Annotated in this window: 20 protein-coding genes; 10 read left to right on the forward strand and 10 right to left on the reverse strand. The window is 67.5% G+C overall.

Features of this window, described 5'->3' with window-relative positions:
• The first annotated feature begins 303 nt into the window (after positions 1-303).
• Positions 304-1,761, forward strand: a complete 1,458-nt coding sequence (locus tag AC1DEM_RS11555) for an amino acid permease (RefSeq protein WP_476884496.1) — start codon at positions 304-306, stop codon at positions 1,759-1,761.
• A gap of 117 nt (positions 1,762-1,878) precedes the next feature.
• Here AC1DEM_RS11555 and AC1DEM_RS11560 read toward each other — a convergent pair whose 3' ends face one another.
• The 6 genes from AC1DEM_RS11560 to AC1DEM_RS11585 all read right to left on the reverse strand — a co-directional run bounded on the left by AC1DEM_RS11560 (position 1,879) and on the right by AC1DEM_RS11585 (position 8,476).
• The gene (locus tag AC1DEM_RS11560) at positions 1,879-2,700 is read right to left on the reverse strand and encodes an HpcH/HpaI aldolase family protein (RefSeq protein ID WP_476884497.1); all 822 of its coding nucleotides are present in this window, start codon (positions 2,698-2,700) and stop codon (positions 1,879-1,881) included.
• Positions 2,685-3,470, reverse strand: a complete 786-nt coding sequence (hpaH, locus tag AC1DEM_RS11565) for a 2-oxo-hept-4-ene-1,7-dioate hydratase (RefSeq protein ID WP_476884498.1) — start codon at positions 3,468-3,470, stop codon at positions 2,685-2,687. The genes AC1DEM_RS11560 and hpaH overlap by 16 nt, the downstream gene beginning before the upstream one ends.
• 98 nt (positions 3,471-3,568) lie before the next feature.
• Positions 3,569-4,654 carry a 3,4-dihydroxyphenylacetate 2,3-dioxygenase gene (gene hpaD, locus AC1DEM_RS11570; RefSeq protein WP_476884499.1) on the reverse strand — a complete coding sequence of 362 codons (1,086 nt, stop codon included), beginning with the start codon at positions 4,652-4,654 and terminating at the stop codon, positions 3,569-3,571.
• Between the two features lie 37 nt (positions 4,655-4,691).
• A complete protein-coding gene (gene hpaE / locus AC1DEM_RS11575) occupies positions 4,692-6,224 on the reverse strand; it encodes a 5-carboxymethyl-2-hydroxymuconate semialdehyde dehydrogenase (RefSeq protein ID WP_476884500.1) in 1,533 nt (510 codons plus the stop codon).
• A 58-nt stretch (positions 6,225-6,282) separates the two neighbouring features.
• A complete protein-coding gene (locus AC1DEM_RS11580; RefSeq protein WP_476884501.1) occupies positions 6,283-6,987 on the reverse strand; it encodes a GntR family transcriptional regulator in 705 nt (234 codons plus the stop codon).
• Entirely contained in the window at positions 6,980-8,476 is a 1,497-nt protein-coding gene (locus AC1DEM_RS11585; RefSeq protein ID WP_476884502.1) for a fumarylacetoacetate hydrolase family protein, read from the reverse strand. The genes AC1DEM_RS11580 and AC1DEM_RS11585 overlap by 8 nt, the downstream gene beginning before the upstream one ends.
• A gap of 235 nt (positions 8,477-8,711) precedes the next feature.
• On the opposite strand from AC1DEM_RS11585, the gene AC1DEM_RS11590 reads away from it, so the two are divergent.
• Positions 8,712-10,640 carry an FAD-binding monooxygenase gene (locus tag AC1DEM_RS11590; protein WP_476884503.1) on the forward strand — a complete coding sequence of 643 codons (1,929 nt, stop codon included), beginning with the start codon at positions 8,712-8,714 and terminating at the stop codon, positions 10,638-10,640.
• 196 nt (positions 10,641-10,836) lie between these two features.
• On the opposite strand, the gene AC1DEM_RS11595 is transcribed toward AC1DEM_RS11590, so the two are convergent.
• On the reverse strand, positions 10,837-11,607 hold the full coding sequence (locus AC1DEM_RS11595; RefSeq protein WP_476884504.1) for a dienelactone hydrolase family protein: 771 nt from the start codon (positions 11,605-11,607) through the stop codon (positions 10,837-10,839).
• 106 nt (positions 11,608-11,713) lie between these two features.
• Positions 11,714-11,890, reverse strand: a complete 177-nt coding sequence (locus AC1DEM_RS11600) for a CsbD family protein (RefSeq protein WP_476884505.1) — start codon at positions 11,888-11,890, stop codon at positions 11,714-11,716.
• Positions 11,891-12,001: 111 nt separating this feature from the next.
• Here AC1DEM_RS11600 and AC1DEM_RS11605 point away from each other — a divergent pair, with 111 nt between their 5' ends.
• The 6 genes from AC1DEM_RS11605 to AC1DEM_RS11630 all read left to right on the forward strand — a co-directional run bounded on the left by AC1DEM_RS11605 (position 12,002) and on the right by AC1DEM_RS11630 (position 16,822).
• Positions 12,002-12,475 (forward strand): SRPBCC family protein, encoded by a 474-nt coding sequence (locus tag AC1DEM_RS11605; protein ID WP_476884506.1) that lies wholly within the window; start codon positions 12,002-12,004, stop codon positions 12,473-12,475.
• The gene (locus tag AC1DEM_RS11610; protein WP_476884507.1) at positions 12,472-13,152 is read left to right on the forward strand and encodes a pentapeptide repeat-containing protein; all 681 of its coding nucleotides are present in this window, start codon (positions 12,472-12,474) and stop codon (positions 13,150-13,152) included. Before AC1DEM_RS11605 ends, AC1DEM_RS11610 begins: the two co-directional genes overlap by 4 nt.
• Before the next feature lie 109 nt (positions 13,153-13,261).
• Positions 13,262-14,473, forward strand: coding sequence for a thiolase family protein (locus AC1DEM_RS11615; protein WP_476884508.1), 1,212 nt, complete (start codon positions 13,262-13,264; stop codon positions 14,471-14,473).
• Positions 14,473-15,288, forward strand: coding sequence for an enoyl-CoA hydratase/isomerase family protein (locus AC1DEM_RS11620; protein WP_476884509.1), 816 nt, complete (start codon positions 14,473-14,475; stop codon positions 15,286-15,288). Before AC1DEM_RS11615 ends, AC1DEM_RS11620 begins: the two co-directional genes overlap by 1 nt.
• Before the next feature lie 2 nt (positions 15,289-15,290).
• The gene (locus tag AC1DEM_RS11625; RefSeq protein ID WP_476884510.1) at positions 15,291-16,166 is read left to right on the forward strand and encodes a 3-hydroxyacyl-CoA dehydrogenase family protein; all 876 of its coding nucleotides are present in this window, start codon (positions 15,291-15,293) and stop codon (positions 16,164-16,166) included.
• 32 nt (positions 16,167-16,198) lie between these two features.
• A complete protein-coding gene (locus AC1DEM_RS11630; RefSeq protein ID WP_476884511.1) occupies positions 16,199-16,822 on the forward strand; it encodes a GNAT family N-acetyltransferase in 624 nt (207 codons plus the stop codon).
• Here the strand turns inward: AC1DEM_RS11630 and AC1DEM_RS11635 are convergent.
• On the reverse strand, positions 16,819-17,655 hold the full coding sequence (locus AC1DEM_RS11635; protein WP_476884512.1) for an SGNH/GDSL hydrolase family protein: 837 nt from the start codon (positions 17,653-17,655) through the stop codon (positions 16,819-16,821). The two genes, AC1DEM_RS11630 and AC1DEM_RS11635, sit on opposite strands and share 4 nt — an antisense overlap.
• A 226-nt stretch (positions 17,656-17,881) precedes the next feature.
• On the opposite strand from AC1DEM_RS11635, the gene AC1DEM_RS11640 reads away from it, so the two are divergent.
• The gene (locus tag AC1DEM_RS11640; RefSeq protein WP_476884513.1) at positions 17,882-18,631 is read left to right on the forward strand and encodes a tyrosine-protein phosphatase; all 750 of its coding nucleotides are present in this window, start codon (positions 17,882-17,884) and stop codon (positions 18,629-18,631) included.
• A gap of 9 nt (positions 18,632-18,640) precedes the next feature.
• Positions 18,641-21,376, forward strand: a complete 2,736-nt coding sequence (locus AC1DEM_RS11645) for a S1 family peptidase (protein WP_476884514.1) — start codon at positions 18,641-18,643, stop codon at positions 21,374-21,376.
• A 131-nt stretch (positions 21,377-21,507) separates the two neighbouring features.
• Here the strand turns inward: AC1DEM_RS11645 and AC1DEM_RS11650 are convergent, their stop codons facing one another.
• Positions 21,508-22,716, reverse strand: coding sequence for a globin domain-containing protein (locus tag AC1DEM_RS11650; RefSeq protein WP_476884515.1), 1,209 nt, complete (start codon positions 22,714-22,716; stop codon positions 21,508-21,510).
• Positions 22,717-22,838: the final 122 nt, after the last annotated feature.

The raw sequence follows: 22,838 nt of genomic DNA on the forward strand, positions 1-22,838 counted from the left end.
CACTGAGTTGCAGGCACACCGGACGGAAAGTTCCCGCCGGTGTGCTTAGGGTAATGGAAACAGTCCTCTGACCTGCGCTTTTTCGTGAAATTTCCGGTGTTGTGGCGCTTTCGGGGAGCATCCGGGTGTTGCCCGGGTCACGCCGGGGCTCTGAGTGCTAGTACGATAGATGAGCCGCCCGAGCTTCGACACTTGTGAGGTTCGGTACATGTCTTGGCCCCTGCAAGAGGCTTAGGCCCGAATTTTGTGTACTTGAATCCACGGTCCTGTTCCGGCCATACCCCGACCTACAAGGAATCAGCTGTGCCATCAATTACCCCCACAGAACTCAAGAGCGCGCCGGCGCAACCCGCCGTCGACTCGACCCTCAGCGCCGAGGGCTACAAGAAGACCCTGAGCGGCCGCCACGTCACGATGATCTCGATGGGCGGCGCAATCGGCGTCGGCCTGTTCATGGGGGCCGGCGGACGCCTGGCGTCCACGGGCCCGGCGCTGATCTTCTCCTACGCCATTGCCGGCGTGATCGCCTACCTGCTCATGCGGGCTCTGGGCGAGCTCATCATGTACCGCCAGACCTCGGGCTCCTTCGTCAGCTACGCCGGCGAAATGTTCGGCAAGAAGGGTGCCTTCCTCTCCGGCTGGATGTACTTCATCAACTGGGGCATGACCGGGATCGCGGAACTGATCGCGATCGGCCTGTACTTCCAGTTCTTCTTCCCCAACGTGCCGGTGGAAGCCTCCGCGATTGCGGCCCTGGCGCTGCTGGTGGCGGTCAACCTGCTCAGCGTCAAGGCGTTCGGCGAGTTTGAATTCTGGGCCTCGTGCCTCAAGGTTGGCGCCATCCTGATCTTCCTGGCCGTCGGCACCTTCATGGTGGTCACCAACGCCAAGGTCGGCACGGGCCACGCCTCGGTGGCCAACCTCTTTGCCGACGACGGCGGGATGTTCCCCAAGGGCGCCCTCGTGATGGTCCTCGTTCTCAACGCCGTGATCTTCGCCTACAACGGCATCGAACTCGTCGGCATCACCGCCGGCGAGATGCAGAACGCCAAGCGCGAAGTGCCCAAGGCGATCCGCGCCGTCGTACTGCGCATTGTGGTGTTCTACGTCGGTTCCGTCCTGCTCCTGGCCATGCTGCTGCCCTCGGACCAGTACAAGGCCGGCGTGTCCCCCTTCGTCACCGTGTTCGGCCAGATGGGCCTCGGCTGGGTGGGCGACGTCATGAACATGATCGTCATCACCGCCGCGCTGTCCTCCTGCAACTCGGGCCTGTACTCGATCGGCCGTGTCTTCCGCACCATGGCCAACAATGGGCATGCCCCGCAGTGGCTCACCAAAATGTCCAAGCGCCACGTGCCGTACGCCGCCATCCTCGCGATCGCCGCGTTCTACCTCGTGGGCATCATGCTGAACATCTGGCTGGGCGGCTCGCACGCCTTCGACCTCGCGCTGAACACCGCCTCGATCGGCGTGATCTTCACGTGGGGCGCCATCTTCGCCAGCCAGATCGCGCTGCGACACCAGAAGGGCCGCGTCTCCAGCCTCCCCATGCCGGGCTCGCCCTGGACCAGCTGGGCCGGACTGGTCGCGCTGCTGGCCATCACCGTGCTGATCGGCTTCGACACCATGACCAGCAAGACCGGCGAGGTCTTCCACCTGGGTCTGTGGACCCTGGCGACCGTTCCGTTCTTCGCCCTGGTGCTGTGGCTGGGCTGGCAGAAGGTCAAGAACAACTCGCCCAAGAGCGAGCTCTTCAGCTAGGACCTACCGGTCCCGGTGCGGGCCGCACCAAGCTGACCGCAACAGGCTGTAGCGCGGCGACGGCGGCAATCACCTCGAACAGGTGGTTGCCGCCGTCGCTTTTAACGCTGCGGATCCTCAGTAGCTGACGGGGGTGCTGGCCGGCTCAACCCCCGGGCCCGGTGGCATATATTCGGCGGCCAGTGCCTCGGAGCCGCGGGCGAGGATGGACACATCGGCCCCGACCAGCACGAAGGCTGCGCCGCCTGCCAGGTACCGGTGTGCGGTGGCGGGCGTGAAGGCGTTCACGCCGGCGGGCTTCCGGGCCGCTTTGGCGGCGGCGAGGCAGTGTTCGACGGCGGCGCGCACCCGGGGGTGTTCCTGCTGGCCCAGCAGCCCCATCGAGGCGGCGAGGTCGGAGGGGCCCAGGAAAATCGCGTCCACGCCGTCCACCGCCACGATGTCGTCCACGGCGGCAACGGCTGCTTCGGATTCGATCTGGACGGTGACACTGACGGTTTCGGAAGCGCGGGCGAGGTAGTCCGGAATCCGGTTCCAGCGCGACGCCCGAGCCAGGGCGGAGCCCACGCCGCGGACGCCGTGCGGCGGGTAGCGGGTGGCGGCCACGGCGGCCTCCGCGTCGGCGGCGGAGTTGACCATGGGGATCAGCAGGTTTTGGACGCCCAGGTCAAGGTACTGCTTGATCAGCACGGTGTCGTTCACGGGCGGGCGGACCATCGCCTGGACCGGGTAGCCACGGACGGCCTGCAGCTGGGCGAGGATGGATTCCAGCCCGTTGGGGCTGTGCTCGGCGTCGATCAGCAGCCAGTCAAGGCCGGCCCCGGCGCTGAGCTCGGCCACCAGCGGGCTGCCGGAGCAGACCCACATCCCGGCCAGCGGCCGGTCTGCCGCGGCGAGGGCGTCACGGAAGGTGGCGTCGGGTTCTACTCGAAGCGGCATGTGATGCTCCCCAGCGGTCCGTAGTCGGCGTGCACGGTGTCGCCCTTGTAGACCCACAGCGGGCGGGTGAAGGATCCGGCGAGGATGATGTCGCCGGCTTTCACAGAGTCGCCGTGGGCGGCGATTTTATTTGCGAGCCAGTGCACGCCGTTGGCCGGGTGGTCCAGGACGCCGGCGGCCACGCCGGTTTCCTCCACGGTCTGGTTTTTGTAGAGGATGGCGGAGACCCAGCGGAGGTCCACGGCGTCGGGCTTCACCGGACGCCCGCCGATCACCATGGCGCCCATCGCGGCGTTGTCGGCGATGGTGTCCACGATGGTCCTGCCCTCCATTTCGATCCGGGAATCCAGGATCTCGAGGGCCGGGACGACGTAGTCGGTGGCGTTCAGGACGTCGAAGATGGTGCAGCCGGGGCCGGACAGGTCCTTCTTCAGCACGAAGGCGAGTTCCACCTCCACCCGGGGGTGGGTGTACCGGTCCCATGGCACAGAACAGCCGGTTTCGAGGACCATGTCATCGAAGATCGCGCCGTAGTCCGGTTCAGTGATACCCGTGGCGGCCTGCATGGCCTTGGACGTAAGGCCGATCTTGCGGCCCACCAGCGTGCGGCCGGCGTCCTCCTTGCGGCGCCGCCACAACTGCTGCACGGCGTAGGAGTCCTCCACCGTCATATCCGGGTAGCGGGCAGTCAGGCGGGGGACCGAGGTGCGGGAGCGCCCGGCTTCCAGCAGTTCGTCGGCGATGGCCTCGATCGTCGCGGGGTCAAGCATTCGGGTGCTCCTCAGGTGGTTGGGCAGGTCAATTTGGGCGGCGTCTGAGGCGCGGTCCCGCATCCGCGGGATGCGGGACCGGCCGGGCAGATCGAGGCTTAGAGCTGGGCCCCGAGCTTGAAGCCCGTTCGGTCGCCCTCGGGGGCTGCGTCCTTGCGGGTGTAGGAGAACCCGTCGGCGCCCACGGTCACGGCCATCTCGGACTTTTCCTCACGGACGATGACAGGCTGCGGGTTGCCGTCGAGGTCCAGGACCAGCGAGGCCTCGGTGTACCAGGACGGGACCACGGGGTTGCCCCACCAGTCGCGGCGCTGGTTGTCGTGCACGTCCCAGGTCACCACGGGGTTGTCGGGGTCGCCGGTGTAGTAGTCCTGGGTGTAGATCTCGATGCGGTGCCCGTCGGGGTCCAGGATGTAGAGGTAGAACGCGTTGGAGACACCGTGCCGGCCGGGGCCGCGTTCGATCCGGTCGGAGATGCGCAGGGCGCCCATCTTGTCGCAGATCTGGATGATGTTGTGCTTCTCATGGGTGGCGAACGCGACGTGGTGCATGCGCGGGCCGTTCCCGCCGGTCAGGGCGGTGTCGTGCACGGTCTGCTTGCGGTGCATCCAGACGGCGTAGGTGACGCCGTCGGAATCCTGGATGTCCTCGGAGACGCGGAAGCCGAGGTCCTCGAGGTACTTGCGGCCCTTGGGAACGTCCGGGGTGACCTGGTTGAAGTGGTCCAGGCGCACGAGCTCCCCGGCGGAGTAGAGGTCGTAGCGCTGGGTGAGGCGTTCGACGTGCTCGGTCTCGTAGAAGAACTCATAGGGGAAGCCCAGCGGATCCTCGACGCGGACGGAGTCGCCGATGCCCTTGGTGAAGCCGTCCTTGCGGCGCTCGGTGCGGCAGCCGAGTTCCTTGTAGTAGGCCTCGGCGGCGTCCACCTCGGCGGGGGACTTCACCCGGTACGCGAACGCGGCAACGGCGGCGATGGGTCCCTTGCGCAGCACCAGGTTGTGGTGGATGAACTCCTCAAGGGAGCGCAGGTAGATGGCGTTCTCGTCCTCCTCGGTGACGTGCAGGCCGAGGACGTCCACATAGAACTCGCGCGACTTCGCGAGATCGGTGACGACGATTTCCATGTAAGCGCAGCGGACGATATCCGGGGCCGGGACAGTGGGGGTGGGGACGAAGTTAGTCATGGCGTTCTCTCTTCTTTGAGGTGGGGTCGCAGGGCGCTTAGGCGCCGAATTGGGGGGTGTGGCCGAATTTGGGCGTATGAACGGTGCCGAGGGTGATGTGGACGGCCTGCTGGTCGGTGTAGAAGTCGATGGAGCGGTAGCCGCCCTCATGCCCCAGTCCTGAAGCCTTGACCCCGCCGAACGGGGTGCGCAGGTCGCGGACGTTGTGGCTGTTGAGCCAGACCATGCCGGCCTCGACGTTCTGCGAGAAGTTGTGCGCCCGAGTCAGGTTCTGGGTCCAGATGTAGGCCGCCAGGCCGTACCTGGTGTTGTTGGCCAGGGCGAGGGCTTCGTCGTCCGTATCGAACGGGGTGATGGCAACCACGGGGCCGAAGATCTCCTCCTGGAAGATCCGGGCGTCCGGGGCGACGTCGGCGAACACCGTCGGGGCGATGTAATTGCCCTCCGGGAGGTGGTCCGGGCGGCCGCCGCCTGCCAAAAGCCGGCCTTCGGTCTTGCCGATCTCCACGTAGGAGGCCACCTTGGCGTAGTGCTCCGGGTGGACCAGCGCGCCGACCTCGGTCTTGGGGTCGTGCGGGTCGCCCACCACGATGTTCTTGGCCCGGGCGGCGTACTTGTCGCAGAATTCCTCGTACACGGCGCGTTCCACCAGGATCCGGGAGCCGGCGGTGCAGCGCTCGCCGTTGAGGGAGAAGACACCGAACAGGGCGGAGTCGATCGCGGCGTCGAGGTCGGCGTCGGCGAACACTACGCACGGGGACTTGCCGCCGAGCTCCATGGAGAGGCCCTTGAGGTTGGCCGCGGCGTTGCGGAAGATCGTCTGGCCCGTGGTGGTTTCACCGGTGAAGGAGATCAGCGGCACGTCCGGGTGCTTCACGAGCGCGTCGCCGGCCTCCTCGCCGAGGCCGTTGACCAGGTTGAACACGCCGTCCGGGAGGCCGGCGTCCTTGAAGATCTGCGCCCAGAGCGAGGCGGACAGCGGGGTGAACTCGGCCGGTTTGAGCACCACGGTGTTGCCGGTGGCCAGGGCCGGGGCGAGCTTCCAGGATTCGAGCATGAACGGCGTGTTCCACGGCGTGATGAGCCCCGCGACGCCGATCGGCTTGCGGTTGACGTAGTTGATCTGGGCGCCGGGGACCTTCATGGCGTCGTCGAACTGGGCCACAATCAGGTCCGCGAAGAAGCGGAAGTTCTCGGCCGCACGCAGCGCCTGGCCCTTGGCCTGAGTGATGGGCAGGCCGGTGTCAAAGGTTTCCAGTTCGGCCAGCCTCGCCTCCTGGGCTTCGACGGCGTCGGCGATCTTGTTCAGGACGCGGGCCCGCTCGCGGGGCTTCATCCTCGGCCACGGGCCGTTGACGAACGCGTCCCGGGCGGCGGCGGCGGCGAGGTCGATGTCTTCCTTCTGGCCGGCGGCGGCGGTGGCGTAGTTGGTGTTGGAGACCGGGTCCAGCACGTCGAAGGTCTTCCCGCCCACGGAGTCAACGAATTCGCCGTTGATGTAGTGCTGGATGTGGCTGGGAAGGTCCTGCGGAACGTGGTGGGTGGTGGTTTCTGCGGCAGTGAACGTCATTGTTTTTCCTTACTTACAGAGTGCAGGGCGGGGTCACTTACGGCCTATGTAGGGGGCCTTAATGGGCGCTAAGTGACCCCGCGTTGCTTTGGGCGAGGTACGCGTCGAGGGTGGCGCTGCGGTGGCGGCGGGCGGCCTTTTCGATGTCGTCCGGGCTGGCGCCGGACTCGATCAGCTGCAGCAGGGCCTCGTGTTCGTCCACGGATTCGTGGGCGCGGCCGGGGACGAAGCGGAACGTGGACGATCGCAGGGACGCCAGCCGGTTCCAGCCGCGGTGGACGAGGTCCAGGATGTGCGGGTTGGGGCAGTGCTCGAACAGGACGCTGTGAAAGTCCTGGTTCAGCCGGGTGAACCGGACGGGGTCGAAGTGCTGCAGGCATTCGCGCATCTCGGCGTTGACGGCCCGGGCGCGGGCCACATCGGCCGCCCCGATCAGCGGCGCCGAGAGGGCTGTGGCGGCCCCCTCGACGATGCTAAGGGTCTGCATCGTGTAGAGGTACTCGGTGGGGTCGATCCCGGCCACGGTGGCGCCGACGTTCCGCTCGAACGTCACCAGGCCTTCGGCCTCGAGCCGGCGGATGGCTTCGCGGACCGGGACCACGCTGACGCCCAGGTCCTCGGCGATCTTCGCCAGCACCAGCCGGTAGCCGGGGGAGTAGGTGCCGTCCACGATCCGGGACTTGACGGCCGCGTAGGCCTGCTCGGACTTGCTGGCCGTGGTGGCTGCGTTGCCTGTGGTGGCGGGGGCGGCGGTGTCAGTCATTGGCCTTGCCGGCTTCCCATTCCTGGTAGCGGGTCCGCCATGCGGCGTTGAGCGGGTAGAGCCCGTCCACGCTGTGGCCCTGCTGCACCATTTCGGCGATGAAGGTTTCCTCGCGTTCCTGGGCGATGGAGTCGTCGGCGAGCTCGTCGGCGAGGGCCGGCGGGATCACCAGGATGCCGTCCGCGTCGGCCACGATGATGTCCCCGGGCTGCACGGTGGTGCCCCCGCAGGCGATGGTGATGTCCGTGTCCCACGGGATGTGCCGGCGACCCAGGACCGCGGGGTGCGGGTTGGCATAGTACGTGGGCATGTCCATCGCTGCCACGGCCGAAAAGTCACGGACCCCACCGTCGGTGATGATGGCCGCGGCGCCGCGGACCTGGGCGCGGAGGGCCAGGATGTCGCCGATGGTGCCGGTGCCCTTTTCGCCGCGGGCTTCCATGACGAGGATCTCGCCCTCGTTGACGGAATCGATGGCCTTCTTCTGGGCATTGAAACCGCCGCCGTGGGTCTTGAAGAGGTCCTCGCGGTTGGGGACGTAGCGCAGGGTCCGGGCCAGGCCCACGATCCGCTTCTGGGGCCGCGTCGAAGTCAGTCCGTCGATGCTGACGTTGTTCAGGCCGCGCTTGCGCAGCTGGGAGGACAGGGTGGCCGTGCAGACGCTTTCCAGCTTCGCCTTCAGCTCCGGGGACAGGACGGGTCCGACCGCGGCGCCCTCCGGCGCTGCGAGGCCGGCGGCCTCGCGCGAGCCGTACGCCTCCTCCCGCTGCACGTCATCGGTCTTGGGCCGGGCGCCAAAGTCAGTGAACGGCGTCGTGCCTTCCGCAACCCGGGTGACCAGCCGGCCGGTAGAGAGCGCGGTGGGTTCGCCGGCGCTGACTTCCACCTCGACGACGTCGCCCGGCTTGGCCACCGAGGCCCCGGCGGGGGTGCCGGTGAGGATGATGTCGCCCTCTTCGAGGGTGAGCAGCTGGGACAGATCGGCCACGAGCCTTGCGAACGGGAACAGGAGGTCCCCGGTGGTGTCGTCCTGGACCAGCTGGCCGTTGTGCCAGGTGCGGATCCGCAGTTTCGCGGGGTCGACGGCATCTGCCGCGATCAGGCCTGGCCCCACCGGCGTGAAGCCGTCGCCGCCTTTGGAGCGGAGGTTGGAGCCTTTGTCCGCGTAACGGAGGTCGTAGACGCCGAGGTCGTTGCTCGCGGTGACCCACTCGACATGGCTCCAGGCGTCCTCGATGCCCACGCGGCGGGCGGGCTTGCCGATGATCAGGGCGATCTCGCCCTCGTAGCCGAGGAGTTCGCAGCCGGCCGGACGCTCCACCGTAGAAGGGGCCGCTGCCGACCCGACTGCCAGGGACGACGACGGCTTCAGGAAGTAGGAAGGCTGCTCCGGCGTGCGCCCGCGCTGGGCTGCCCGGCTGGGGTAGTTGATATGCACAGCGATGACCTTCCGGGCCGCGGCCAGGATGTGGTCGGTGACCTGTTCCAAGTGTTGCTCCTCATCGAGTACGAAATCGTATACGAAAACTATGGTCCGCGGATCGGGGAACGTCAACCCCTTATTGGGCAATTTCCACGGTGCTTGTAACCCGCGTCATATCTGCCGTACAGTTTTGGATTGGGAATCAAAATTCTATTATCGAACGTCATGTTCTAATATCGAACGCCGCCACGGCGTAAGCCCCGACACAACGACCCGCCACACAACGAAGTGAGGAAAGCCCGTGCAGTTCCACCACCACGGTTACGTATCCGGTGACCCGCGAGTCCAGCCGGCCGCCGGCGTCGGCATCGATCGGCCCACGCAGCTTCCTGACGAAGTGGACGTGCTCATTGTGGGCACCGGCCCTGCGGGCATGCTCACCGCAGCGCAACTCTCCCAGTTCCCGGGCGTCACCACGCGGATCGTGGAGCGCCGCGGCGGGAGGCTCGCCATCGGCCAGGCCGACGGCATCCAGGCCCGCAGTGTCGAGACTTTCCAGGCCTTCGGTTTCGCCGAGCGGATCATCGCGGAGGCGTACCGCATCACGGAGATGGCGTTCTGGAAGCCGGACCCCCAGGACCCCTCGAACATCGCCCGCAGCGCCCGCACCCTCGACGACCCGGGCGGGATCAGCGAGTTTCCGCACCTGATCGTCAACCAGGCCCGCGTGCTGGATTACTTCGGCGAGTTCATGGCGAACTCACCCACCCGCATGGCGCCCGACTACGGCCTGGAGTTCCGCAGCCTTGAGGTCACTGATGAAGGGGAGTACCCGGTCACAGTGACCCTGGTCCACACGGCAGGCCCCGACGAGGGCCAAGAGCGCAGAGTCCGGGCGAAGTACGTCGTGGGTGCGGACGGCGCGCGGAGCAAAGTGCGGGCTTCGATCGGCTGCACCATGGCCGGCGACCAGGCCAACCACGCGTGGGGCGTCATGGACGTGCTCGCAAACACAGACTTCCCCGACATCCGCCTCAAGTGCGCCATCCAGTCCCATGACGGCGGCAGCATCCTTCTGATCCCGCGCGAGGGCGGGCATCTCTTCCGCATGTACGTCGACCTCGGCGAGGTGGCCGCAGACGACAACGGGGCCGTCCGCAAGACCACCATCGAGCAGATCATCGCCAAGGCCAACGCGATCATCCACCCCTACACGCTGGACGTGCGCAACGTGGCGTGGCACAGCGTGTACGAGGTGGGCCACCGCCTCACCGACCGGTTTGACGACGTCCTCCCGGAGCAACTCGGCACGCGCACGCCACGCGTGTTTATCACCGGCGACGCCTGCCACACGCACAGCGCCAAGGCCGGCCAAGGTATGAACGTATCCATGCAGGACGGCTTCAACATCGGCTGGAAGCTCGGGCACGTGCTCGAGGGCCGCAGCCCGGAAAGCCTGCTCACCACCTACTCGGCCGAGCGGCAGGTCGTTGCCAAGAACCTCATCGACTTCGACAAGGTGTGGTCGACACTCATGGCGAAGAAGCCCGAGGAGTTCGAGAACCCCTCCGAACTCGAGGACTTCTACGTGCGCACCGCCGAGTTCCCCGCGGGCTTCATGACGGAGTACGCGCCGTCAATGATCGTCGGCGAGGCGACACATCAGAACCTGGCCACCGGCTTCCCCGTCGGCAAGCGCTTCAAATCTGCGCCGGTGCAGCGCGTGTGCGACACCAATCCGGTCCAGCTCGGCCACCAGGCGAAGGCGGACGGGCGCTGGCGCATCTACGTCTTCGCGGACGCGGCGGCACCGCAGGCGGGACCGGGCCCAGCGCAGCAGGGTGCGGCGTCGGCCGCCGCCGAGTTTGCCGACTGGATCGCGAACGCGCCGGACTCGCCGCTCGCCGCCACCCCCGAAGGGGCAGACCGCGACGCCTGGTTCGACGTGAAGGTGATCTACCAGCAGGACCACACGGGCATCGACATCGGCGCCGTGCCGGCGCCGTTCAAGCCGCAGGTGGGTCCGCTCCGGCTCACCTACCTCGAGAATGTCTACGCCACCGATCCGACGGCGGACATCTTCGAACTGCGCGGCATCGACCGCGGCGGCGTCGTGGTGGTGGTGAGGCCAGACCAGTACGTGGCCAACGTCCTGCCGCTGACGGCGACGGCGGAACTCGCCGCGTTCTTCGCGCCCCTCCTGCGGGCCGGGCAGCGCGAGGCGGTATGACCAGCGTGCGCTCTCTCTAGTCCACGAGAGCGCGCGGGCTCAGGGGCACCTTCCGATGGCGCCGTGACGTTCCCGCCCAGTTGCTGCTGGCCGCTCCTCTACGTACCCGCACAATCCCGGGGGTGCGGAGAGGTGAAGCGGGGTCCGGCACCGAGTAACTGGGATCGAGCGTCGTCGCACCGTCCGGCGCGCGGGCTCAGGCCTTCAGGTGCTGGGCGAAGTGGTCCTCGATCCGCTGCCAGGCGTCCGGGGCCGATTCCGGATCCGGACCGACCCCCATGACCCGGAAGAGCGGCCGCAGGGCCCTCGGCCCTGTCTCCACATCGTTGAGGAAGGCGTGCCCTGCGTGCGGGAATTCCTTGATGTCGTGGGCCACGCCCAGGCTGTCGAGCACGGCCTCGAGGTTCGCGGCCCCGCCACGCAGGGTGCGGTCCTTGCCGCCGAAGTTGGCCACGATCGGGCAGGCGCCGGCGAGGGCCTCCTCGGGGTGTTTGGGGAGCCGGCCGTAATTGACGGCGGCGGCGTCGAAGCCGTCATTGGCCAGGAGGAGGGCGAAGCCGCCGCCCATGCAGAAACCGATCACGCCGATCCTGCCCGTGGTCCGGCCCGATTCCCGCAGCCAGTCCCGGGCGGTGGCCAGATCCGTGAAGGCCCGGCCCTCGCCCGCCGCCAGTGCACGCATGGTGGCCACGAGACAGCGGCGGGCGCCGCCGTCGCTGTACAGGTCAACGGCCAGCGTCAGGTAACCGGCCGCCGCCATGCGGTTGGCGTGGCGGACAGTGATGTCGTCCAGGCCGAAGGCCTCATGGACCATCAGGACCGCAGGAAAAGGCCCCTCGCCCTCCGGCGACGCCAGGTAGCCGCGCAGCACCGGGGAGCCGCCGGCGGCTGCACTGGCCCGGCTCAGGTCGACGTTGCTGAGTTCCCGGCCGGCGGGCTGGCCGTGGTCTGCTTTGGTCCGTGCCATGGTGTCCCCTTTGTCGACGGTGTGGGGCCATTCTCGCAAACGGGCATAAAAAAGCGACGCCGGACATCCCCCAAAGGAAGATCCGGCGCCGCAAAATTTGGAAGGACTAGTCCTTTTTGAAGGTGTCCTTGACGTTTTCGCCGACCTTCTTCGCGTCGGCTACAACCTGGTCCTTCTGGCCCTCGGCGCGCAACCGGTCGTTGTCTGTGGCGTTTCCGGCAGCTTCCTTGGCCTTGCCGCCCAGGTTCTCCGCTTCGTTCTGAATCTTGTCTCCGACACCCATGGTGTTGGCCACCTTTCGTTTCCGGTTGAAATTCACTGTTCGATCACCATAACACAAAGCATGCTTACTAATTCAAGGGGTGACGCACGGTGATCCGATAGGCTCGAGGTCATGGACCACAAGACCACTCTCACGCAGCACATTAATGCTCCCGCGGACTCGGTCTGGAAGGTGGTGTCGGACATTCCCGGATCTGCCGCGACCCTGTCCGGCGTCGAGTCCATCCAGATGCTCACCGACGGACCTTACGCCGTGGGCACGCGATGGAAGGAAACCCGCACCATGCTGGGGCGCTCGGAAACGGTGGAGATGTGGGTTTCCCAGGCCGAGGCGCCGTCGGGCGGCCGGGGCGGCACTACCACGGTGAAGGCTCTGCAGGGCGGCGCCGACTACACGTCCAGGTTTTCGCTGGCGGAGCGCGACGGCGGAACGGATCTCACGCTGACCTTCGGCGCCGAAGTCATCGAGCCGACCCGGTTCAACAGGATCATGCTCGCCGTGTTCGGTCCGCTGGGAATGCGCATCACCCGCAAGGCGCTTGCAAAAGACCTGACGGACATCGCCGCCAAAGCCGAATCCCTGTGACGGTGCGGCGCGCTGCGGCGGACAGAGCTCCCAAGGTCACAGCTCCCCGCCTTGCGCCGGTCCGGCCGGGGGAGCTGCGGGACGATCCCGCCCCGGAGTTCCGGCGGGGTGTTCGGTACGACGGCGTCCGGTACAGCCGCGCGTCCGCAGACGGCCTGGACCTCGGCGCCACGGACTTTGCCGAATGCGAATTCAATGGAGTGTCCCTCAATGAGACGCAACTGCGCGGCGCCACGTTCCGTGACTGCGTCCTGACCGAGGTTTACGCCCCGGTGCTGATGGCGGCCCGGGCCAGCCTCCGGGATGTGGAGATCGGCAACCCCCGCTGGGGATCGGCGGAGCTCTATGAAAGCGGCTGGCAGTCGGTGCGGATCGACGGCGGCAAACTCGACTATGTGAACCTGCGAGGGTCCAAGCTCACGGACGTGCAGATCAGCGACTGCATCATCAACGAACTCGATCTGGGCTCCTGCACCGCCACCAGGGTCGCCCTGAAGAACTGCACGATCGGGACCCTAGATTTCACCGGCGCCCGGCTCAAGGACTTCGACCTCCGCGGCACCGACTTCCGCACCATCAGCGGCCTGGGCAGCCTGGCCGGTCTCGTGGTGGATGACTACCAGCTCACCCTGCTCGCCCCGTTGCTCGCGGCGCATCTGGGCGTCGTCGTCGCGTAATCCGGCGGCATCCGGTTGACCCCTTTGCCCCGCCGTGTAATCTTTATAGAACGAACGGTCGGTAATTTACTCTGCTGCCGGCCCCGCTTTCTTGGTGAAGGATGTTCTCATGGTCGAGGCTTTTCTTGTTGGCGGCGCCCGCACCCCCGTGGGCCGCTACGGCGGCGCCCTCTCCGCAGTCCGCCCCGATGACCTGGCCGCACTTGTGGTTCGCGAGGCAGTGTCACGAGCCGGCGTCGATCCGGACACCATCGACGAGGTAATCCTTGGCAACGCGAACGGCGCCGGCGAAGAGAACCGCAACGTGGCCCGGATGGCCACCCTCCTGGCCGGGCTGCCCCTCCACATCTCCGGCATCACCGTGAACCGGCTCTGCGCTTCCGGGCTCAGCGCCATCATCATGGCCAGCCACATGATCAAATCCGGCGCCGCGGACATCGTGATCGCCGGCGGCGTCGAATCCATGAGCCGGGCCCCATGGGTCCAGGAAAAACCCCGGACCGCCTTCGCCAAACCGGGCGAAATCTTCGATACCTCCATCGGCTGGCGTTTCGTCAACCCGCAGTTCACCAAGGGTGAGCTCTCCCGGGACGGCAAGATGACCTACTCCATGCCCGAGACGGCGGAAGAAGTGGGGCGGATTGACGGCATCTCGCGGGAGGACGCCGACGCCTTCGCTGTCCGCTCCCACGAACGCGCCCTGGCCGCCATCGCCGCCGGCCGCTTCGCCGAGGAAATCGTCCCCGTGACCGTCAAATCCCGCAAGGGCGAGACCGTGGTGGACACCGATGAGGGCCCCCGTGCCGGCACCACCATGGACGTCCTCGCCGGGCTCCGGCCGGTTGTCAAGGGCGGCTCGATCGTCACGGCAGGCAACTCCTCCACCCTCAACGACGGCGCCTCCGCCATCATCGTGGCCTCCGAAGCAGCCATCCAGAAGCTTGGCCTCACACCGCGGGCCCGCATCATCGACGGCGCCTCTGCCGGCTGCGAGCCCGAAATCATGGGCATCGGCCCGGTCCCGGCCACCCAGAAGGTGCTCGCCCGTTCCGGGCTCAGCGTCGGTGACCTCGGCGCCGTCGAACTGAACGAGGCGTTCGCGACCCAGTCCCTGGCCAGCATGCGCCGGCTCGGTCTCGACCCGGAGATTGTGAACCGCGACGGCGGCGCGATCTCCCTGGGGCACCCGCTGGGGTCGTCCGGTTCCCGGATCGCCATCACGCTGCTGGGGCGGATGGAACGCGAAAACGCGAAGATCGGCCTCGCCACCATGTGCATCGGCGTCGGCCAGGGCACGGCCATGCTGCTGGAGGGCGTGTAGTGGCGGCCGCGGCACTGTCCCTCGAAGCGGCTGGCTTCAGCACGCTCCTGGTCGAAGAGCGTGAGGACCGTGTGGTGGTGGTGCTCAACCGCCCCGAGGTCCGCAATGCGATCGACCAGCAGATGGTCGACGAACTCCACGCGGTCTGCGCCCATCTCGAGCAGCACCCGAAAGTCCTCATTATCGCCGGCGCCGGCGGGGTCTTTGCCTCCGGTGCCGACATCGGGCAGCTGCGCGAACGGCGCCGCGACGATGCCCTGCAGGGCATCAATTCCACCATTTTCGTCCGGATCGCCAAGCTGCCGATGCCCGTCATCGCAGCTCTGGACGGCTTCTGCCTCGGTGGTGGCGCCGAATTGGCCTACGCCGCCGACTTCCGGATCGGCACCCCGTCAGTCCGGATCGGCAATCCCGAAACCGGTCTCGGCATCCTGGCCGCCGCCGGCGCCAGCTGGCGCCTGAAGGAACTCGTGGGGGAGCCCGTCGCCAAGGAAATGCTGCTGGCCGGTGCCGTGCTGCGCGCAGAACGTGCCCTCGCCGTCAATCTCATCACCGAAATCCATGAACCGTCCGGGCTGATGGACGCCGCCCACGGGCTCGCCGACAGGATCGCCAGGCAGGACCCGCTGGCCGTCCGGATCACCAAGTCCGTGTTCCAGGCCCCGGCCGAGGCGCATCCGCTCATCGACCAGCTGGCGCAGGGGATCCTCTTCGAGTCCCAGGCCAAGTTCGACCGTATGCAGGCTTTTCTGGACAAGAAATCAGAGAAGAAATCAGAGAAGAAGTCAGCCAAAGAATCCGGGAAGCAGAAATAGACATGGGCAACTCCGCACTCCCCGACAACAACCTTCCCGACTACGTCGGTGTGCTCGGCGGCGGCCGCATGGGCGCCGGCATCGCGCACGCCTTCCTGATCAAGGGAGCCAATGTCGTGGTGGTCGAGCGGGACGACGCTTCGGCCGAGGCCGCCCGGGAGCGGGTCGAGTCCGCCGCTGCCAAGAGCATTGAGCGCGGCGCCGTGGACGGCAACCTGGACGAGATGGCTTCCCGGCTCGAGGTCACGGTGGACTACGACGACTTCGCTGGCCGGCAGCTGGTGGTCGAAGCCGTTCCGGAGGACTGGGATCTGAAGGTCACCGCACTGCGCGGCATCGAGGAACGGCTCGCCGACGGCGCCTACCTCGCCTCAAACACGTCGTCGCTGTCCGTCAACGGGTTGGCCCGTGAGCTGAAGCGGCCGCAGAACTTCCTGGGCCTGCACTTCTTCAACCCGGTGCCGGCGTCGACGCTGATCGAGGTGGTCCTCGGCGAGCAGACTTCCGACGCCCTCGCCCAGGCCGCCCGCGGCTGGGTCGAGGCCCTCGGCAAAACCGCCGTCGTGGTCAACGACGCGCCCGGCTTCGCCTCTTCCCGGCTTGGCGTCGCGATCGCCCTCGAGGCGATGCGGATGGTGGAAGAGGGCGTGGCCAGCGCTGAAGACATAGACAACGCCATGGTCCTGGGCTACAAGCACCCCACGGGCCCGCTGCGGACCACCGACATCGTGGGCCTCGATGTGCGCCTCGGCATCGCGGAGTACCTGCAGTCCACGCTGGGGGATCGTTTCGCTCCGCCGCAAATCCTGCGGGACAAGGTTGCCCGCGGGGAACTGGGCCGCAAGTCCGGCAAAGGCTTCTTCGACTGGACCAAGTGACCGGCGCCTGTCCGTGCCCCTAGGATGGTGCGGTGACTTCCCTGGACCGTCCCGCGATCGCCCCCATCACCCTGACCGGCAAATACGTCGTCCTTGAGCCGCTGAGCCCGGCCCACCACGACGGCCTCGTCGAGGCGGCCCGCGACGGCGAGCTGTGGCAGCTCTGGTACACCAGTGTGCCCGCGCCGGAACACATGGCCGCCGAGATTGAGCGGCGCCTGGCCCTGCAGGACAGCGGCGACATGCTGCCCTTCACTACCCGGCTGCTGGATCCCGCTACGGGCGGAGCCGGACGGGTGATAGGCATGACCACCTACATGAACATCGACGCCGCCACGCCCCGGGTGGAGATCGGCTCCACCTGGAACGCGGCGTCGGCACATGGCAGCGGGACCAACCCAGACTCCAAGTTGCTGCTGCTGCGGCATGCCTTCGAAACGCTCGGCTGCCCCGCCGTCGAGTTCCGGACGCACTGGCTCAACCACCAGTCCCGCGAGGCAATCGCGCGGCTGGGCGCAAAGCAAGACGGCGTGCTCCGCAGCCACACCCGCAGCGCTGACGGGGCGCTGCGGGACACTGTTGTGTTTTCCATCCTGGAACACGAGTGGCCGATGGTCCGGAACGCCCTGGAGTCCAGGCTGGCCAAGCGGCGCTAGGGTGCCGAGTAGGCCTTGGCCCGGTTAAGCGATGCGAAGTACGCCTGGTACCCCTTGGCATTCGGGTGGAAGTTGTCGGGACTGGTCGGGGCCGAACGGTCGAGGTTGATCCACGGGGCTGCCGAGTTTATGCCGTGACCGGCGAAGGCTGCCCTGACGTCGACGTACTCTGCTCCGGTAGCGCAGGCGGCTGCGGCGATGGACCCGTTCAGGCCGTCAGCCAGTTGGGCCGCCTTGTTGATGAACAGCGACATCGGATCCGTCTGACCGGGGGCGACCGGATCGTAGAGGTAGGGGTAGCCCGTCACCACAACCTTGGCGTTTGGCGCGGCAGCCTTCACGCTCTGAATCATCGCGGTCACATCACCGGCCAGTTTCTTGCTCGCGATCTCGCCCGCCGCGTAGGCCGTGGCAGCCTCGCACTGCGGGACGGCGGCGGGGTTGACCATCGCTGCGGCACAGGACGTAAAGATGGCCCCAACCCGGAGGTTGTTGCCGCCGGCAGTGATAGTGACGAGCTCCGTACTCTTGTTCAGTTTCCTTAACTGGGTGTTCACGACGTCCTGGGTCGTCTTGCCGCTGCACGCCGCGTTAGTGACCAGCTTGATGGCTTTCGATTCGGCCGCGAGCTCGGAATAGGTGTTCTCGCTGCGGTAACAATCATCTAAGTACGGCCCCGCCCCCTGCCCAGCGGCGTAGGAGTCTCCCAGTGCGATGTACTTGGTCTTGTCCACGGCCTGCGCCGGCACCGCCGCCAGACCGACTGCCAGCGCCAGAGTGGCGAGACCGGCCGCCAGAGCCGTCCGCCGGCGTCGAAGATTCAGAGATCCCATGGTGTTCCCCTCAGTAGCATGCTGGATTCAGCGCCAGTGCCGTGAAACGTGCCGCGAAGGGGTGTCAGTCCCGGCCGCGGGCGAACTGATAAGAGCCCGGAGGCTGCCGGGTTCACCGCCACCCTATGCCGAAGCCCGGACCCACACCATACCGATAGTCCCGTTGTGCAGAACTTTCCTGAATTCCACCGTGGATCAGCGCCGGTGCGTGTGCTTAGCTTTCAGGATGACAATTCCCGCCGGGTCATCCGAGCACGCCAGGGCGACGGCGGTGCCCGGTGCGGTGGAGTGGGACGGGGCCGTCAACGCGTGGCATGTGGCCGGCGACGTGTACCGGATGGGGCGCCGGGAATGGCTGACCGAGGCCGGCTGGCGGCAGGCACACCGCCATGGCATCCGGACCGTGATCGACCTCCGCAACGAAACCGAAATCCGGCGCCGGGAGGCCGATCCGCCGGTGGCGGCGGCGGCCCTGGCCGGCTTCGACGTCGTGCTGGCCGCCACCGAAGACCCGGACAACGCCGAATTCCGCGCGCTCTGCGTGCCCTACCTGAACGACCCTGCCTGCTATGCCGACAATGCCAGGTTGTTCCCGCACCTGCTGACCCGTGTCTTCATGGCGGTGGCCGCGGCGGTGGCCGCGGCGGAGGGCGGGGTGGTTATCCACTGCTCCGCCGGGCGGGACCGGAGCGGCATGATCGCGGCCATGCTCCAGGACCTCGCCGGGCACAGCGACGAGGCCATTGTGCGCGGCTACCAGCGCTCCATGAGGGGCATCAACGAGCACCACCGGCGCACAGTCGTCCCGCATCCGCACGAACGGTTTCTGCCCGACGACGTCCTGCTGCCCCTGCTGGAATCCCGGGGCAAAAGCCTGCTGGAATTTGTCCGGTCCCTGAACACCGCGGACTACCTGTGCCGCCACGGTGTGACCCCCGGCGAGCTCGCGGCCATCTTGGCAAAGCTCGGCAGGTAGGGTAGCCCGGTGAAGACTCCGAAGTTCCAGCCGATGGTGCGCGCCGCCGCGGCCCTCGCGATTGCGCTTGCCGGCATCTTGCCTGCTGGTGCGTTGTCCGCGGTGCCGGCGCTGGCTGAAACCGGCACCGGCACCGTCTCACCGGCTCCTGCGGCATCGACACCAACGACGACGCCGGTCCCGACGGCGGTCCCGGCGACGGCGGCGCCGTCGGACTCTGCTCCCTCAGAGACGGGGTCTTCGACTCCGGACCCTTCATCCACGTCCGCTACGACGCCCATTAACGACGCCGGCCTCGCCGAGGCCGTGCAGCGGGACCTCGGCATGACCCTTACGGAATTTAACGCCGCCGGTGCACTGGCCCGGCGCGCCGCCGACGCCACGCCCTCCCTTCGGGCCCTTCCCGGCTATGTGGGGATCAGCCTCGCCGGCGGCAAGATCGCGGTTGAAGGCAGCGGCCCCGAGCTCCTGGCCCGCGTGGCCGAACTGGACGGGACCGGACCGGCCACCTTTGTGCTTGTGGCACCCAAAGCTGCCGCCGTTGCACCCTCGGCCGCGGAGCTTCTGGCCTCCAGCACCCGGCAACTGTTCGAGGCCTACGTCCGCGAGGTCGGGGCCGCCGGGCTGCAGGCTGTCACCTACACCGACGGCCACTTCGTCATCCGCACCGGCGGCACCAACACGGCGCAGTCCGTTCCGACCTCCGGCCCGGATCCGCAGCCGGCTGCAGCGTCGGGCGCGAAGCCGAAGATGTCCGCGGCGGAATTCGTGGCCCGTTACGCCAATGTGGCGCTGGAACGAGGATCGCGGATTTCGACGGAGGAGGACTTCTTTGGCGGCCAGGGGTACGTCGTTGACCGCCACTCCGTCTGTTCGGCCGGCTTCGGAGCCTTCAGCCAAGCGGGCAAACCCCTGGTCCTGACGGCCGGACACTGTGCCGCGGACGGCACCGCGAAGCAGGCCTTGATCGAGATTCCGGCAGGAGCGCCGGCGGCCGGCGGGCCCGGTTTGGGCGCGGCCGCCGGGACCCTGGGGACATTCGGGTTCAGCCAGTTCGGCGGCCCGGGCAATTCAGTAGTGGCTGCTGACGGCACCAACGTCGGCACGGACATTGCCGTCCTCCAAGGCATCAGGAGCGGCCTGAACCTCCAGCCCGCCGTCACGCGGTGGGACAACCCCGCCGATCCGGGGCCGACGTCGGTGAAGATCGTCGGCACGGTGGCCCCGTTCCAGGGCCAGCCCGTGTGCCGCTCCGGCCGGAGCCTCGGCTGGTCGTGCGGGACCGTGGACTCGGTGGGCACCTGGGTCATCGCCGGACCGAACTCCCTGCCACCAAACTATGACAACGATCTCCGGGCCCTGAACGGCTTCGACTCCAGTACGGTAAAGTCCCGCCCCGGAGATTCCGGCGGCCCGTGGATCAGCGGGAACTTCGCCGTCGGCATGCACACCGGAGCCGAAAGCGAGGGCGGCGTCCAGACACGCGCCATCGCCACCACGCTGGAGGACGCTGCTGGCCGGGTCCCCGGCGGTGTCCAGCTGCAGCTGTTCCTGACCAAGCCAACGCTCACCGCGGCCGCCAACGGAACCGTCACAGCCGGGGCGCCGATTAGCGGGCACGTGGGGGCCGGTCCGGCCTCCGTGGTGGCTGCGAAATCCAAGGTCCGCATCACCGTTGGGGGGCAAAATCTCGACGTGCCGGTGGATGCTGCCGGGAACTGGACGTTCCGGGCCCCGCTACCGAGTGGGCAGCTGGCCTTCTCAGCGGAGACCGTGAACGGCTTCAGCCATTCTGGACCGGCGTCCTTTACGGCCACCGTCGCAGCTGCCCCGCTTCCGGCGCCCGGAATGACGACGCCGACGGGTACCGCTCTGCCTGCGCTGAACAGCATCGCCGGCACGGGCATGCCCGGTGCGACCGTTGTGCTGTCGGGCGACGTCGACGGCTCGGGGACGGTCGGTCTGGACGGCCGCTGGAGCATCAACGTGGCCGATCAGCTGGTCGTCGGGAAGGTCTCGGTCACGGCGGTGCTCACAGCTCCCGGAGAGGCGGACGGCCCCTCCGCGACCAGCACATATACCGTCACGCCGCCGGCGCCGGCGGTGTCGAGCATCCGGGACGGCAGACACCTCCGCCCGGGCGCTTTGCCCACGGACATCTCCGGCACCGCCGTTGACGGTGCGGATGTGCGCGTTGCCCTGGACGGGGTGATCGTTGGATCGGTGCAGGCTGAAGCCGGTGGGGCAGGAGCCGGGGCGGCGCTTCAGCCCCGGACGGCGCGGAACCCGGCCGGCGACGCCCGGTGGAGCGTCCCGTTCCCTGCGGGACTGGCGGCCGGAGCGCACACGCTGACGGTCACGCAGGCGGTTGATAGGGTCACCTCGCGCCCGGCCAAAGTAGCCTTCATTATCGACCCCCCTGCCGTTTCGGGTGGGTCCCCGGCCCAGCCGCCTGCTGCCGAGCCGCCAGGAGTGGCCGCGCAGCCGCCTGCTGCCCAACCGCCAGGAGTGCCCGCGCAGCCGGCCAAACCCGCCGGAGTTCCCGTCCCGCCGTCGGACACCTCCGTAATTGTGGGCGGCACAGCACCGGACGGCACAGCACCGGACGGCACGACGGCAGGCAATGCTGGCCTGCTGGCCAGCACGGGTGCCGGCGGGCTCCTGACTGCCGCCGGCCTGGGCGCCGGAGCCCTGCTGCTCGGCGCCGCTTTCGTGGCGTTCGGCCGGCTCCGGCCGGTGCGGTAGCCGGACCTCCAGGCCCGCATCCACGCCGGGGCCCCAGTTCGCCGGAAAGGTGCGGTGTCGCCGGAACGTTCCGGCGACCCGGGCAGGTTTTCGGCGAACCCGCGGGGGCGGGGCAGAAAAGCGCGCCGCGGCTACTGGAAGTCAGCCAGCCAGAGATCCGGGCCGAAAACCTCGTATTGAATGTCCTTGGCCGCTACGCCACCGGCAATCAAGGCGCTCCGAACCGACTTCAGGAACGGCAGGGGACCGCAGAGGTAGTACTCCGCGTCGTCGGGGAGTTCCACGTCGCTGACATCCATGAAGCCGGTGAATGCGGACCCGGACGTGCCGCCGGCCTCGGTGGGAGTCAGGAACCACGTCTTCAAGGTCCCGTCCGCCAGCTTCGCGAGATCCTCCGTGACCTGCGCGCGGAGCGGGAAGGATGCTTCGCTGTCGTCGGCATGCAGGAGCATCACTTGGCGTTGGGAACTGGACTGAACGAGGTGGGAGAGCATCCCGGCCATGGGGGTGATGCCGATTCCTGCGCTGGCCATGACGAGGGGCCGGTCCGTGTACTCCAGCACCACGTCGCCGAACGGTGCTGAGAGCACCACCTCGTCGCCCACCTGGACATCGTGGTGGAGCAGTGTGGACATCTCGCCGTCGGGCGTCGGAAGTCCATGGACCCTCTTGACGGCAAACTGCCGGTGCTGCCCGTCGTCGGCCTTGGTCAGGCTGTATTGCCGCGGCTGTTGCACGCCGTCGGGCATGGTCATCTTGATGGTCACGTACTGCCCGGGCAGGGACGGCTTGACGTCGCGCTCGTCGGTCCGTTCGACGACGAACGAGACGACGTCGGCGCTCTCCTGGATCCGCTGTACCACCCGCCACGTCCGCCAGATGGTTTCGGGGGAGAGGTGCACGGCGTTGTACAGCCCGCGCTCCTTGTTGATGAGCAGGTTCGCCATCAACCAATAGACCTCGTCCCACGCGGCGGCGACCTCGGGAGTGACGGCATCCCCGAGTACATCCACGATCGCCCAGATGAGGTGGTCGTGGACAATCTGGTACTGGTCCGGGCTCAGTCCCAGCGAGACGTGTTTGTGGGCCACCCGGGAGAGCAGATGATCCGGCACCTGGTCCGGTTTCTCCACGAGCATGGTGGCGAATGCCGCGATGGATCCGGCGAGTGCCTGCTGCTGGCGGCCGTCCGCCTGGTTTCCCCGGTTGAAGAGGCCATCCAGGAGATCCGGCCGCGCCTCGAACATGTGTTTGTAGAAGCGTTTGGCGATTTCCTCGATGTGCTCGCCGACTACGGGAAGCGTTGCCTTGATGACAGGAAGCGAGGTGTCAGAGAGCATGGCGGATCCTTCGGGTGCGACCGGTGATACCCGGCGGTGCCGGGCGACTCAGCCCTTCCACGCTAACAGCCGGGGCAGCGGGCCCTCCGGGTCCATCGGCCCTACGCCGACGGGGAGACCGG

The organism is Arthrobacter sp. 05T420, from assembly GCF_056396305.1.

What these genes read in the sequence shown, in the direction of transcription:
- AC1DEM_RS11560 (WP_476884497.1), bottom strand. Translation starts at nt 2,700, where the DNA reads ATGCCGCTTCGAGTAGAACCCGACGCCACCTTCCGTGACGCCCTCGCC.
- hpaH (WP_476884498.1), bottom strand. Translation starts at nt 3,470, where the DNA reads ATGCTTGACCCCGCGACGATCGAGGCCATCGCCGACGAACTGCTGGAA.
- hpaD (WP_476884499.1), bottom strand. Translation starts at nt 4,654, where the DNA reads ATGACTAACTTCGTCCCCACCCCCACTGTCCCGGCCCCGGATATCGTC.
- hpaE (WP_476884500.1), bottom strand. Translation starts at nt 6,224, where the DNA reads ATGACGTTCACTGCCGCAGAAACCACCACCCACCACGTTCCGCAGGAC.
- AC1DEM_RS11580 (WP_476884501.1), bottom strand. Translation starts at nt 6,987, where the DNA reads ATGACTGACACCGCCGCCCCCGCCACCACAGGCAACGCAGCCACCACG.
- AC1DEM_RS11595 (WP_476884504.1), bottom strand. Translation starts at nt 11,607, where the DNA reads ATGGCACGGACCAAAGCAGACCACGGCCAGCCCGCCGGCCGGGAACTC.
- AC1DEM_RS11600 (WP_476884505.1), bottom strand. Translation starts at nt 11,890, where the DNA reads ATGGGTGTCGGAGACAAGATTCAGAACGAAGCGGAGAACCTGGGCGGC.
- AC1DEM_RS11605 (WP_476884506.1), top strand. Translation starts at nt 12,002, where the DNA reads ATGGACCACAAGACCACTCTCACGCAGCACATTAATGCTCCCGCGGAC.
- AC1DEM_RS11615 (WP_476884508.1), top strand. Translation starts at nt 13,262, where the DNA reads ATGGTCGAGGCTTTTCTTGTTGGCGGCGCCCGCACCCCCGTGGGCCGC.
- AC1DEM_RS11625 (WP_476884510.1), top strand. Translation starts at nt 15,291, where the DNA reads ATGGGCAACTCCGCACTCCCCGACAACAACCTTCCCGACTACGTCGGT.
- AC1DEM_RS11635 (WP_476884512.1), bottom strand. Translation starts at nt 17,655, where the DNA reads ATGGGATCTCTGAATCTTCGACGCCGGCGGACGGCTCTGGCGGCCGGT.
- AC1DEM_RS11640 (WP_476884513.1), top strand. Translation starts at nt 17,882, where the DNA reads ATGACAATTCCCGCCGGGTCATCCGAGCACGCCAGGGCGACGGCGGTG.
- AC1DEM_RS11650 (WP_476884515.1), bottom strand. Translation starts at nt 22,716, where the DNA reads ATGCTCTCTGACACCTCGCTTCCTGTCATCAAGGCAACGCTTCCCGTA.